Source organism: Agrobacterium sp. fls2-241-TYG-188a (assembly GCF_030209845.1).
The window spans coordinates 123,619-137,264 of record NZ_JARVRD010000002.1 but is presented as its reverse complement, the minus strand read 5'-3'; the positions used below and the strand labels follow the sequence as shown (position 1 = coordinate 137,264).

Genomic DNA, 13,646 nt, shown 5'->3' with positions numbered 1-13,646 from the left:
ACCACTTTCAACCGGCTGCCGCAAGAGACATCTCTTGCTTGAGCGACTGGCCACGAGACGCACCGACCACCGCATCCACGTCGAGAATGAGCGCTACGCGGCCATCGCCAAGGATGGTTGCGGCAGCAATGCCTGGAACGTGGGTGTAGTTGGCTTCGAGCGACTTGATGACGACCTGGCGCTGTCCCTGGATGGCGTCCACCATCAGAGCCCGCTGTCCGCCGCCTTCGGATTCGACCAGAAGTGCCACACCTTCGACCGGGTTGGCCTGGGTGTTGCGGAAGTTGAGAATACGACCGACGTCCACCAGAGGGCAGAACGAGTTGCGGATCGAGATCAGGCGCTGGTTGGAACCGAAGGAGTGAATATTCACGGCTTCCGGCTGCAGCGTTTCAACGATAGCCGTCAAAGGCACGACCAGCGTCTGGCCTGCGACCGTGACCACCATGCCGTCGAGAACGGCGAGCGTCAGAGGCAAGCTCATGGTGAAGGTGGAGCCAAGACCGGGACGCGACGTGATGCTGATACGACCGCCGAGTGCCTGGATAGAACGCTTGACCACGTCCATGCCAACGCCGCGACCCGAGATATCGGAAATCTTGTCGGCGGTAGAGAAGCCTGGCGCGAAGATCAGGTTGTCGATTTCTTCGTCGGTCAGATTGGCATCTGCAGCGATGAGGTCGTTATCGATTGCCTTCTGGCGCACACGCTCGCGGTTGATACCGGCACCGTCATCGTGGAGTTCGATGAGGATGCGGCCAGAGCGATGCTTGGCGGTAAGCTTGACGGTGCCCTCAGGGTTCTTGCCAGCGGCTTCGCGCTTTTCCGGTGTCTCGATGCCGTGGTCGACGGCGTTACGGATCATGTGTGTCAGAGGTTCGGCCAGCTTGTCGATGACCGTCTTGTCCACTTCGGTGTTTTCACCTTCCGTGATCAGGCGGATCTGCTTGCCGATCATGTCGGCAACTTCGCGGACGATACGCGACATGCGCTGGAAGACCGGCTTCACAGGCTGCGCGCGGATGGCCATGACGCTATCCTGGATTTCACGCGTCAGCTGCTGAAGTTCTTCCAGTCCCATATTGACGGCGGAAGTGCCGGTCGTGTCGTTCTCGATCACGCTCTGCGAAAGCATGGCCTGATTGATGACAAGCTCGCCCACGAGGTTGATCAGGCGGTCGACGCGGTCGAGATCGACGCGGATCGTCTGGCCAGCGCTCGCATTGGCTGCGGCAGCAGCGTTCGCGGCCGCGGCTGCTGGCGATTCCTTCTTTTCGGCAGCGGCTGAAACAGCGCGCGTTACCTCAGTTGCGGCAACAGCCGTCGATACCGTCTTTTGAGCCACTGTCTCCTCAGCCGGAGCGGACTGAACGGCAGGTTCCTCGTTCACTTCCTCGTCGAGAGCGGAAAGATCGAACGGGACCGGAACCATCGGCAATTCTTCTTCCGGCGTCTCGGCGACGACTTCAGAAACTTCCAGATCGCAATCCCATTCCGCAAATTCGAAGACCGTGCGAATGCCAGCGGCACCCTTGTCCGTCTTGATGGAAATCTTCCATTGGAAATATGCGGTTTCCGGATCCAGGTTCTCAAGGGCCGGCAGCGCGCTCATGTCGCAGTTGATGCTCATCTCGCCGATACGGGAGAGGTCGCGCAGCAACAGGGCCGATTCGTTGCCCTTGGTGTAGAGCGATGTCTGCGGCTTGAAAACGACGTTGAACGTCGGCGTTTCCATCAACGGCGTGGTATCGTCTTCGAACTCGCCGAAAGAAAACGCAACTGGCTGGAAGCCGCTGTCGTCGGTTGGCTTTGGCGGCGCGGCAGCTGCCGGCGCTGCGGCTGGCTTTGGCGCAGCAGGTTCCGATGTCGCAGCGCCCGACGGCATTTCGCCATGGGCGAGCGCTTCCAGTTCCTTGACGAGGCCGCGCGTACGGCTGTCTTCGACGCTGCCGCCATCGCGTGCGGCGTTGGTCAGATCGGCCAGAACGTCAGCCGATTTCAGCATGACCTTCAGAACTTCCTGGTTTGGTTCGAGCTTGTTCGAGCGAACGCAATCCAGCGTCGTTTCGAAGACGTGGGCGAATGCCACAAGATCGTCGAGACCGAACGCGCCCGCGCCACCCTTGATGGAATGAACGGCACGAAACACAGCATTTACGGTTTCCGGGTCACGGTCGCCGTCGTTTAATTTCAGAAGACCCGATTCCAGTTCAGCGAGCTGCTCCTCGCACTCCTGGAAGAAGATTTCTTTGATTTCGTTCATATCCATCGTGATGGTCCCGTATCAGGCAGTTACACGTTCAATGGCATCGATCAGCTTTGCAGGATCGAACGGCTTTACAATCCAGCCGGTCGCTCCCGCCTGGCGGGCACGATTTTTCTTCTCAGCGTCGCTTTCAGTCGTCAGGACGAGAATCGGAACAGCGCGGTATTTCTCGTTCCGGCGTACGCCTTCGATAAAACCGAAGCCGTCGAGACGCGGCATGTTGATGTCGGTAACGATCACATCGGGATTGCAGCCTTCGAGGACTTCAAGTCCTTCGACGCCATCTTCAGCCTGGATCGTTTCGAAACCCGCATTGTTGAGCGTCACGAGCAACATGTTGCGGATCGTTCGGGAGTCGTCGACCGTAAGAACCTTCTTCTTCATTTCTACATCTCCTTCGGGAGCATATGATCGATATCAACGCCGATCAGTTTAAGGGTTTTGTCAAAGGCATCGGATGCCTTGGAAAAAGTGAATGGTTTGCCGTCAGCTTCCCAGGCCTTTATGCCAGCCATCAAAACCTGGGCGCATTGTACGCCCACGCGCTCGACCTCGGAGGCGTCCACCGCAAGCGGGGCACCCCTCATCTCCATCAGTTTTCCGTGCAAGACGGATGCCTGATTGAGGTCCAGCACCGGTGACAGTTTCAATGTCGACTGCGCTGCTTTCCTGCCTGCCATCAAATCACTCCTTGGCGTCTGAATTGTTGGTGCACATAGCCGTAGTCCATGCGGTCCTCACGTAAGGGCGGTACGTTGTGCCTGTGGTGTGTCGAAACCGGCTCGTCCGCAGCATATTGCTGGCGGGCGATGCGGAATTCCCGAACCGTCCGTCCCAGTTCCAGGATGACGGTATGAAGGTCGTCGGCTTCCTGCGCGGCAGCCGTGAAGCGGGTTGCCGAACGGTCCGTGTCGTTGCCGATCGAGGTCAGCTCATTGGCGACATCCCGAAGGCTGGCAACATTTTCACCGGTGCGCCGTGCGACATCGCCGATCATCTCGCTGACGTCCGAAACCTGGCGGACAACGCCGCCGATGGCTTCCTGGGTTCGGTTGACCATGCGAACGCCTTCATCCACCTGGGTCTTGGTCCCGTTGACGAGGTTCTTGATTTCGCGCGCCGCGTCTGCGGAACGCTGGGCAAGGGCACGCACTTCCTGCGCAACGACGGCGAAGCCGCGCCCGCTTTCACCCGCACGTGCGGCTTCGATGCCCGCATTGAGAGCCAGCAGGTTCGTCTGGAACGCGATCTCGTCAATCGATCCGATGATACGGCCGATCTGTTCTGCCGACTGTTCGATACCGGCCATGGCATTGATCGCTTCACCGACGGCAGTGCCGCTGGCAGTGGCGGCATTGCGCGCCTGCTGGACGGCGCTTTCAGCCGCCGTGATGCGTTCGCTGCTGGTGCTGACGTCACCAATGACGGAGCCAAGAGTTTCGGAGGCGTTGCTGAAGCGTTGTGCCTGCTGCGACGAAGTCGAGGCCATGGCCTTGCCTTCGCCCGCCATCCGTTCGGTTGCGGCGCGGGCATCATCGATGCCGGATTGAGCCGCCGACATCGACGCCTCGATCTTTGCAAGAGCGGCGTTGAACGCCTCGGCCAGTTCGCGATAGGCTTCCGGGATATCGCCCGTGATGCGCGCCGTCAGATCGCCGGCAGCAAATGCATTCAGAGCGTCGCCCAGCAACCGTTTGGCATCGGACTGATCGTCGTTTCGCTGCTTGGCAAGTTCCTGGTTGTGGCGCAGGCGCATCTCGTTGAACCGGAGCGACACGGCGATCTCTGTGTCTACCATGACCAGCCGGACGACGGCCTTGACGGCTTCTGCAAGTTCTTTCTGCCGCTTGCGCGTGCCGGGCAGCAGTGAGCGCGGTGCGCTGTCGGAAATCAGACCGCCGAGCAGATTTTCCAGAACAACGGCATGACCCGCAACGTGCCAGCGCGGGTCGAGCCCCATGCGGCTTTCCGTATCGGACAGGACCTTGATGCGCTCGGCATAGACAGCGTCAAAACGCGCATCTGTGAGCACGCTCCAATGTGCCGTCTGAAGATCGTGCAGCCGGTCGAGCTGGTTTTCGCTTTCGAAGGATGGGGAACAGTCGGGCATGGACTGGAAGCGCACCATGAGGTCGCGCAGGCCCGCCTTGACGTGAGGTTCGAGCATTGTCCGGTAACGGCGCAGCAGATCGCACTGGTCTTGGTCAAGACCAGCAAAGCGCAATCTGCCTGCCAGGCTTCCGCCTGTGGCCTTTCGCGACTGATCTGTTGGCAATTCCTGCCCCAAGCGACGTCCCCAACAACTTCGCCGGATAACCCGGCTCATGACCGATTGAGAATGCCAGTATCCGCAGGGATATTTGACGAGTTTGCGCACCAAAGCGGTGTCGCATCGACATAGCTGAGCCTTCTGCAATCAACGAAATACCGGATCAGTCCCGGTACGGCAGGGCGGCGTCATGCCTGGAAGAAGATGGTTGCATCCCCATTCCGCCGTGAAATACATCCAATCTTTATGGTTAATTCCTTGCTTGAAGGTTAAGAAATCAACATTGGACTTAGAAATGATAGAATTTGCTGCAATTTGGTACGAACGAGTATGTAACATGCACATAACTCATTCGTGAATCGTAAATTATGGAAAAGATTTCCGATTTTTTTGATGCCGTGCTGGACAATGGCAATACCGTTCCCCTAAAAACAATGCAGCACTGATATTCGCTTCCATGGTGATGTTTAAACGAAACGCCGACGACGACTGAGGAGATATGATTTTGCCATGGATGGGGAAAAGCCGATGGGCTCCGCTTCAATCCACAAGGCTGATCAGTGTCTTCGCCGCAGGCATTCTCGTCCTCATAGGCTTTCAGACCAACGCCTGCGCGTCGCCCGTTCTGAAACCCCACCGGCTGGAACGAACGTCTCAACCGCAGGCAGCAATTCCATCGTCCGCCCGGGCTTCAACAGGAAGTGACAGCCAGCTCCTTTTGCGGTTTCTCCACCAGCACATTCATCATGACGGGATGCCTTCGTTTTCACCTGTCGATCCACTGATACTCGGTGACGAGCAATCCCGGATCGGCTGGAAGGAAGATCGCGCCAGTGTCCATGGCTCCGTCATTTCAGGGATCGTGTCGCCACGCGGCCCGCCTTCGCCACAACTTTAAGTGCCAAGGCCATTTTTCATTCCATAGATGAAAGTGGCGACTTGGCGGTCTGGATTCGGATAAATTTAACGCCATAGAAATTGCCATTCTTTATGAGACTTGAAGTCCTTCTTCCTATTCTGATTGCCCTCCCTTTCATTGGCAGCATCATCACAGCTGCAATGCCCAGGGATGGCGCCGCACGTGCTCCCGCTGCCGTGGCTGGGGGGCTTGCTCTCTTCAGTTTCGTCAGCACACTGTTTCTCTACACGAGCGTCAAGGGCGGCGCGGTCATCAAATATGATGTCGAATGGCTGCCGCAACTGGGGCTGAATTTCACGCTCCGGCTCGACGCCTTTGCATGGATGTTTCTTGTTCTCATCACCGGCATTGGTTTGCTGGTCGTGCTCTATGCTCGATATTACATGTCTTCGGACGATCCGATCCCGCGTTTCTTTGCCTTTCTTCTTTCCTTCATGGGGTCGATGCTCGGCATCGTACTGTCCGGAAACGTCATTCTGCTGTCGATCTTCTGGGAACTGACGAGTGTTTTCTCCTTCCTGCTGATCGGATACTGGCATCACAACGCAACCGCCCGAGATGGCGCGCGCATGGCTTTGACCGTTACCGGCATCGGCGGCTTCTGCCTGCTGGCCGGGTTGCTTATCCTTGGGCATATGGCGGGCAGTTACGATCTGGACGATATTCTCGCCAAAGGTCCCGATATCAGGGCTCATTCACTCTATGTCCCTGCGCTCGTGCTGATCCTGATCGGCGCCTTGACGAAGAGTGCCCAGTTCCCGTTTCACTTCTGGCTGCCCAATGCCATGGCAGCACCGACGCCTGTCTCGGCATATCTGCATTCGGCGACCATGGTGAAGGCAGGGGTCTTCCTGCTTGTGCGGCTATGGCCGGTTTTGGCAGGTACGCAGGAATGGTTCTGGCTTGTCGGTTTTGCGGGCGTCACGACGTTGCTGCTCGGCGCCTATTTTGCCATGTTCCAGCAGGACCTGAAGGGCCTACTGGCCTATTCGACCATCAGTCATCTTGGCCTCATCACCACACTGCTAAGCCTGGGAAGTCCCCTGGCTGCCGTTGCGGCCATCTTCCACATGATGAACCATGCCACCTTCAAGGCGTCGCTGTTCATGGCTGCTGGCATCATCGATCACGAAACCGGGACGCGCGATATGCGGCGTCTGAGCGGGCTCTATCGCTTCCTGCCGGCAACCGCGACGCTTGCCATGGCGGCCAGTGCGGCGATGGCGGGTGTGCCCCTGTTCAACGGCTTTCTGTCGAAGGAAATGTTCTTCGCCGAAGCCGTCGAAACCCATGCGGATTCGCTTCTCGACAAGGCCCTGCCCTATGTCGCAACCCTGTCCGGCGCCTTTGCGGTTGCCTACTCGCTGCGTTTCATTCACACGGTCTTCTTCGGACCGCCGCCCCATGACATTCCCAATCCAAAGCCGCATGAGCCGCCTCGCTGGATGCGGTTTCCCATCGAGTTCCTGGTTCTTGCCTGCCTGATCGTCGGCATCGTGCCAAGCCTTTCGATCGGCCCCTTCCTGCATTCGGCGGTTCTGTCGGTGCTCGGGCCACAGACGCCGGTTTACAGCCTGTCCATCTGGCATGGCTTCAACGTGCCGCTGATGATGAGCCTCGTGGCGCTTGTCGGCGGGGTGGCGATCTACGCCGTGCTTGGCGGGTATTTCTCCAGATGCGAGGACGGCCCACCGGTCTTCCGGCATTTGCGGGGCCAGCGCATTTTCGAGCGCATTCTGGTTACCCTCTCCTGGAAGTGGGCGCGCTGGCTGGAAAGCACGCTTGGAACGCGCCGTCTGCAGCCGCAACTGCGCATGTTGATCCTTGTTGCCCTGATTGCGGGCTTTTCCCCGCTTGCTGCATCGCAGTTTTCGCTGACGCTGCCCAGCGTGACGTCGTTTGACCCGATCTTTGCCATTCTGTGGGGCATCGGCATGATTGCTGCCATGGGCGCCGCGTGGCAGGCAAAATATCATCGGCTCGCCGCTCTGGTGATGCTGGGCGTTGCCGGTCTGGTGACATGCCTGACCTTTGTCTGGCTTTCAGCGCCCGATCTGGCGATTACGCAGTTGCTTGTCGAGATCGTCACTCTCGTTCTCATCCTGCTTGGCCTGCGCTGGCTGCCGAAAAGAATGGAGAAGATCGACAACAACACCGAACTCCCTGCACAGCTTCGCCGTGGACGAGATTTCCTTCTGGCTGTCTTCTGCGGCATCGGGATGAGCGTTATTGCCTTTGCCGTCATGACGGTGCCCGTTCCCAACACGATTGCAAATTACTTCCTGGACAATGCCTATTCTCAAGGTGGCGGCACCAATGTCGTCAATGTCATTCTGGTCGATTTCCGCGGCTTCGATACGCTTGGCGAAATCGCGGTCCTTGCGATTGTCGGCCTGACTGTCTTTGCGCTGCTGCGTCGTTTCCGCCCGGCACACGAAAGTATCGGCTTGCCCGAGCAGCAATTGATACAGAATGCCTTCGACGCGGAAAGCCCCGAGCGGAGTAAGGGAGACACGGTACGCGACTACCTGCTGGTGCCATCCATCATCATGCAGTGGATGTTCCCCGTCATCGTTACCTTCTCGATTTTCCTGTTCATACGCGGGCACGATTTGCCGGGCGGCGGTTTCTCTGCCGGCATCACCATGGCCGTTGCCTTCCTGTTGCAATATCTGGCTGGCGGCACGCGCTGGGCCGAGGACCGTATCCGCATCCTGCCGCTGCGATGGATGGGTTTCGGCCTGCTGATGGCGGCAAGCACAGGCATGGGCTCATGGTACCTCGGCTACCCGTTCCTGACCTCCTATTTCCAATATACGGAGCTGCCCTATATCGGCAAAATGCCGACGGCCACCGCACTGCTCTTCGACCTCGGCGTGTTTGCGCTCGTCGTTGGAGCAACGGTTCTTATTCTTATAGCATTGGCGCACCAATCGCTGCGTAACTACAAGATACGTACGCCAGACGCCGCAAAAGCGGAGGAAGCGTAATGGAGCTTATTCTTGCCATCGGCATCGGAGTGATGACGGGTTCGGGCGTGTGGCTCATCCTGCGCCCGCGCACCTATCAGGTCATCATTGGCCTTTCTCTTCTCTCTTACGCCGTCAACCTCTTCATTTTCGGGGTTGGAGGCATCAAGACCAATGCGCCGCCGCTTTTGCTGGATGGCGTCATCACTTCCACCCTCACCGATCCCGTGCCGCAGGCTCTGGTGCTCACCGCCATCGTCATCGGCTTTGCAACAACCGCCCTCTTTCTCGTCGTCCTCCTGGCCGCACGCGGCTTGACGGGTACCGACCATGTCGACGGGAGGGAAACGAAGTGAATTCCCTGCCTCCCCATATCGTCGTTGCACCTATTCTGGTGCCGCTGATCACCGGCGCCATCCTCCTGTTCATCGATGAACGAAAGCGTAACTTCAAAGCGGTTGTCAGCGTTGTCTCCAGTCTGGTGCTGCTTGCCGTGGCAGTTGCGCTCTTCATGGAAGTCAATTCGACGGTCAGCACCGAAGTTGCCGCCGTCATCTCGACAGGCGTATATCTGCTCGGCAACTGGCCAGCACCTTTCGGCATCGTGCTTGTGGCGGATCGCCTGTCGGGCCTGATGGTGCTGCTGGTAGCGCTTCTGGCCCTGCCCGCGCTCATCTATTCGCTTGCCAAGTGGCACAGGTCGGGCGCCCATTTTCATTCGCTCTTTCACCTCATGCTCATGGGCGTCAACGGTGCCTTCCTGACGGGTGACCTGTTCAACCTTTTCGTCTTCTTTGAAGTCATGCTTGCCGCATCCTACGGCCTGTTGCTGCACGGTTCCGGTCAGTTGCGGGTCAAGGCCGGTCTGCACTATATCGCCATCAATCTGGTAGCAGCACTGTTCTTCCTCATCGGCGTCAGCCTCATCTATGGCGTCACGGGCACGCTCAACATGGGCGATCTGGCGCAACGCATCGCCGGTCTCAATCCCGATCAGCGAATGCTGCTGGAAACGGGCGCGGCCGTACTTGGCATAGCCTTTCTGGTAAAGGCTGGCATGTGGCCGTTGAATTTCTGGCTGCCATCCGCTTACAGCGCCGCATCGGCGCCTGTTGCAGCCATCTTCGCCATCATGAGCAAGGTCGGCATTTATGTCATTGCCCGTCTGACCTTCCTGCTGTTTGGACAGACGGCTGGGATGTCGGCAGGGTTCGGACATGATGCGCTTCTCGTCGGCGGCATCGCGACCATCGTCTTCGGCACGATCGGCGTTCTTGCCTCGCAGGCGCTTGGCCGTTTGGCGGGCTTCTCGGTGCTTGTATCCTCAGGAACGCTTCTTGCCGCCATGGGCACCGGAAATCCGATGGTGGCTGCCGGTGCGCTCTATTATATGGTTTCCTCGACGCTGACGATCAGTGCCTTCTTCCTGCTGATCGAACTTGTGGAGCGTGGCCAGGATGCCGGTGCCAACGTTCTGGCGGTCACGATGGAAGCCTACGGCGAAGGCGACGAGGATGAAGAGGAAGACGAGGTTGGAGTAACCATGCCGGGCACGATGGCCGTGCTTGGCACGTGCTTTGCTGCCTGCGGCATTCTTCTTGCGGGACTGCCACCTCTTTCCGGCTTCATCGCGAAGTTTTCGATGCTGTCGGCCATTCTCAACCCGTCCGGGCTGGGCGCCGATGATACTGTATCGACCCTTTCCTGGTGGATTGTCTTCCTCATCGTCTTTTCGGGCCTTGCTGCCCTGATTTCCATGACGCGCGCCGGGATCCGTACCTTCTGGGGATCGCTGGAAGGAACGGTGCCCCGGGTTCTCGTCATCGAAATCGCCCCAATCCTGCTTTTGCTGGGCATGACACTGGCAATGACGATCGCCGCTGGGCCGATCATGCGTTACATGCAGGAAACAGCCAGAATCCTCGACCTTCCGGAAAGTTATATTCAAGGCGTGATGACGGCGCCGCGCGCAGAAAGAAGTCAGGAGGCCATACCATGAGATCCCGGTTCCTGCCCTATCCGCTGCTGACCTTGTCGCTGATGTTCTTCTGGATGACGATCAACAGCTTCTCGCCGGGTCATCTCCTGCTCGGGACAGCGGTTGCCATCGTTGCTTCCTGGGCTATGGCGTCGCTTCGTCCACCGAAGCCGCGTATTCGCAACTGGCATCTGGTGGTGAAACTCACCGCTATCGTGCTCTATGATATCGTTCGCTCGAACATCGCGGTTGCCACGATCATCCTGTTTCAGCGCAATCGCAAAGTCAAAGCAGGCTTCCTGACCATACCGCTCGACCTGCGCGATCCCATGGGCCTTGCCGTTCTTGCCATCGTCCTTACGGCAACGCCTGGCAGCGCGTGGCTGGAATACAATTCCTCACAGGGAACGCTGCTTATCCACGTCCTTGACGAAGTCAGCGAAGCGCACTGGCAAAATCTCATCAAGAGCCGCTATGAAAAAATGCTGATGGAGATATTCGAATGAGTTCGGTTATCCTTTTCTGGTCGTTTTCGATCGCACAATTGTTCCTTGCCATTGCCATGTCGATATCCGTCTATCGCATTGCCATTGGCCCGCGTGCGCAAGACCGCGTGCTTGGCGTGGATACGCTCTATGTCAACTCCATGCTGCTGGTCCTCACTTTCGGGCTGCGCACCGGAAATGATGTCTACTTCGCCGCGGCCCTGCTGATCGCCATTCTCGGCTTCGTGTCCACGGTTGCTCTGTCAAAGTTCATGATGCGTGGTGAGGTGATAGAATGAGCGAAGCTGCCGAATTCCCTCTGTGGGCCGCGATCCTCGTGGCCTTCTTCATCCTGCTCGGTTCGTCTCTGGCGTTGATCGGAACAATCGGCTTTGCGCGCCTGCAAAGCTTTTACGAACGGCTGCACGCCCCCACCCTCGGTACCAGTTGGGGTACCGGCGGCATCGTCATGGCTTCCATCATCTATTTTTCGGTGTCGGGCCAACGCCCGGTCTTCCATGAAATCTTTATTGGTATCTTCATGACCATCACGACACCGGTGTCGCTGATGTTGCTTGGACGCGCAGCGCTCTACCGGGATAGAGCCGAGCAGAACCCCAATAGCCGCCAGAGCCTCTGATGGCATGCAACTCGATACATCCGATAAACTTGATTTCAGGTGTAAAAGGTTGCAGGAATTTAAAAAACCTGACCAGCTGTAAAACAGGTCAGGCAGCATTTTTTGCAAATAAGTGAGCGATATCCGGCATTTGACCAAAATCAAATTGCTAAAAAAGCCGAATAATCACTGATACTTACAATCGCTGATATTCCCTGAATTTTAACGGTTTTCCCGCATTATGGCCACATTCGGTCATTCTCGGGGATATATGTATGGCGAGTTTTTTTTCGAGATCGATAGTCATTCAGATGGTGTGTCTGACTATCGCGCTTATTTTTCTAGGCATTTTTGCTGTCGGGGCATCCACCTATGTGCGTCTGAGAGACGACGTTATGGAGAGCGCGCTGCTCGACACAAGGCGCGCTGTCAGAAGCATGGCGATCCTCTATGAAATGAAGGTCGGCGGCGCGACAGTCACGATGGACAATGGCGAGCTCAAATCCATCAACCGCCCCAGCATCGGCACGCTTCTAGATTTCGATCTGGTTGACCGCACTGGCATTGCAAATGGTGGCGTTGCGACGGTGTTCCAGGCCCAGGGGTCGGATTATGTTCGCATCTCAACCAACGTGAAAAACGAAAAGGGTGAGCGCGCAGTCGGAACCAAGTTGGCAGCCGACAGCCCCGCCTATGCAAAAATGGCAAAGGGCGAGCCCTATTTCGGTCAGGCGACCCTGTTTGGCACGGACTATATGACGGCCTATATGCCGGTGCTGTCCAAGACCGGTGCAACTGTTGGCATTCTCTTCGTCGGCGTCCCGATGACTGTCTATCAGGGACATATCGATGGCCTCGGCAGCATCGTGCTCTGGTGCGGCTTTGCCGTCATGCTCGTCTTCGGCATCCTTGGCTATTTCGCAATCAACCGGGCACTACGTCCGCTCGGCCTGTTGACGAATGCGGTCGAATCCCTGTCCGAAGGCAAGCTTGAAACGGAAATCCCATATACCAGGAACAAGAACGAGTTCGGCAATATCGCCAGAGCGCTCGAAGTTTTCCGCGAAAATGCCCATGAGAAGCTGGTCATTGAAGGCCGCAGCGCTGAAGAGCGTGTTCAGGCAGAGGCAGAACGCAGCCGCAATGATGCCGAAAAGCGCGAGACTGATCGTCAGATCGACTTCGCCGTCACGCAGCTTGCCGCTGGTCTTGCTCGTCTTTCGCAGGGTGACCTTACACAGAACATCGACACACCTTTCTCCGGTCGCCTGGAGCAGCTTCGTACCGATTTCAACACATCGCTTGCAAACCTCAAGGATGTGCTTGCACAGATCCGCACGAGAACACTGACAATTCAGCACAACGGCATGGAGATGCGGGAATCGTCCAACGATCTCTCGCGCCGGACGGAATCGCAGGCAGCATCGCTGGAGCAGACAGCAGCAGCGGTCGAGGAAATCACGGTTACGGTCAAGTCCTCCGCCGAACGCGCCCGCGAAGCCAACGAAGCTGTGCGCATCACGCAGAAGAGTGCAGACAGCTCAGGTACCGTTGTCAAGAACGCAATCGATGCCATGGGACGCATCGAAGGCGCCTCGAAGCAGATCGAACAGATCATCGAGGTGATCGATGACATCGCGTTCCAGACGAACCTTCTTGCCCTCAATGCCGGTATCGAAGCGGCACGTGCAGGCGAAGCCGGCAAGGGTTTTGCCGTTGTCGCCCAGGAAGTTCGCGAACTTGCCCAGCGTTCAGCCGATGCTGCACGCGAAATCAAGAAGCTGATCAACCAGTCTACCAACGAGGTCGGCACCGGTGCGCAGCTGGTTCAGGAAGCAGGACAGGTGCTTTCCGATATCAGCCAGCAGATCGTCGTCGTCAGCAAGCATGTCGAAACCATTGCCACGGCAACGCAGGACCAGTCGTCGGCGCTTCAGGAGGTCAATGGCTCCGTCAACCAGATGGACCAGATGACGCAGCAGAACGCCGCCATGGCCGAAGAATCCAGCGCTGCGACACAGATGTTGTCGGAAGAGGTAGAAGCCCTGCTCACCCTCGTCCAACGCTTCCGCATCGGTCAGGACAGCATGCAGCAGGATCGCTACAGCCGCGCCGCATAAGCTGAATGGCGACAGCAAATC

Annotated in this window: 12 protein-coding genes; 8 read left to right on the top strand and 4 right to left on the bottom strand. The window is 57.5% G+C overall.

What is annotated here, in order from left to right; translation table 11 throughout:
- Positions 1-7: 7 nt before the first annotated feature.
- The 4 genes from QRN85_RS07460 to QRN85_RS07445 are packed head-to-tail and all read right to left on the bottom strand — an operon-like array spanning position 8 to position 4,553.
- Entirely contained in the window at positions 8-2,269 is a 2,262-nt protein-coding gene (locus QRN85_RS07460; RefSeq protein WP_062586450.1) for a chemotaxis protein CheA, read from the bottom strand.
- Positions 2,270-2,284: 15 nt separating this feature from the next.
- Positions 2,285-2,650 (bottom strand): chemotaxis response regulator CheY1, encoded by a 366-nt coding sequence (gene cheY1, locus QRN85_RS07455; protein WP_007753206.1) that lies wholly within the window; start codon positions 2,648-2,650, stop codon positions 2,285-2,287.
- Positions 2,651-2,652: 2 nt separating this feature from the next.
- Positions 2,653-2,946 (bottom strand): STAS domain-containing protein, encoded by a 294-nt coding sequence (locus QRN85_RS07450; RefSeq protein ID WP_062586448.1) that lies wholly within the window; start codon positions 2,944-2,946, stop codon positions 2,653-2,655.
- Complete coding sequence (locus QRN85_RS07445) at positions 2,946-4,553, bottom strand: methyl-accepting chemotaxis protein (protein ID WP_284757312.1); 1,608 nt, start codon at positions 4,551-4,553, stop codon at positions 2,946-2,948. The genes QRN85_RS07450 and QRN85_RS07445 overlap by 1 nt, the downstream gene beginning before the upstream one ends.
- Positions 4,554-5,034: 481 nt before the next feature.
- Here QRN85_RS07445 and QRN85_RS07440 point away from each other — a divergent pair, with 481 nt between their 5' ends.
- From QRN85_RS07440 to QRN85_RS07405, 8 genes are all read left to right on the top strand, one after another.
- A complete protein-coding gene (locus QRN85_RS07440) occupies positions 5,035-5,433 on the top strand; it encodes a hypothetical protein (protein ID WP_284757311.1) in 399 nt (132 codons plus the stop codon).
- A 92-nt stretch (positions 5,434-5,525) separates the two neighbouring features.
- Complete coding sequence (locus tag QRN85_RS07435; RefSeq protein WP_062586445.1) at positions 5,526-8,444, top strand: monovalent cation/H+ antiporter subunit A; 2,919 nt, start codon at positions 5,526-5,528, stop codon at positions 8,442-8,444.
- On the top strand, positions 8,444-8,779 hold the full coding sequence (locus tag QRN85_RS07430; RefSeq protein ID WP_062586443.1) for a Na+/H+ antiporter subunit C: 336 nt from the start codon (positions 8,444-8,446) through the stop codon (positions 8,777-8,779). The genes QRN85_RS07435 and QRN85_RS07430 overlap by 1 nt, the downstream gene beginning before the upstream one ends.
- Entirely contained in the window at positions 8,776-10,422 is a 1,647-nt protein-coding gene (locus tag QRN85_RS07425; protein ID WP_112964105.1) for a monovalent cation/H+ antiporter subunit D, read from the top strand. The genes QRN85_RS07430 and QRN85_RS07425 overlap by 4 nt, the downstream gene beginning before the upstream one ends.
- Positions 10,419-10,907, top strand: coding sequence for a Na+/H+ antiporter subunit E (locus QRN85_RS07420; RefSeq protein WP_062586439.1), 489 nt, complete (start codon positions 10,419-10,421; stop codon positions 10,905-10,907). The genes QRN85_RS07425 and QRN85_RS07420 overlap by 4 nt, the downstream gene beginning before the upstream one ends.
- On the top strand, positions 10,904-11,185 hold the full coding sequence (locus QRN85_RS07415) for a K+/H+ antiporter subunit F (RefSeq protein ID WP_062586437.1): 282 nt from the start codon (positions 10,904-10,906) through the stop codon (positions 11,183-11,185). Before QRN85_RS07420 ends, QRN85_RS07415 begins: the two co-directional genes overlap by 4 nt.
- Positions 11,182-11,526, top strand: a complete 345-nt coding sequence (mnhG, locus tag QRN85_RS07410; protein ID WP_062586435.1) for a monovalent cation/H(+) antiporter subunit G — start codon at positions 11,182-11,184, stop codon at positions 11,524-11,526. Before QRN85_RS07415 ends, mnhG begins: the two co-directional genes overlap by 4 nt.
- A gap of 254 nt (positions 11,527-11,780) precedes the next feature.
- Entirely contained in the window at positions 11,781-13,625 is a 1,845-nt protein-coding gene (locus QRN85_RS07405; RefSeq protein ID WP_062586434.1) for a methyl-accepting chemotaxis protein, read from the top strand.
- The last annotated feature ends 21 nt before the right edge of the window (positions 13,626-13,646 follow it).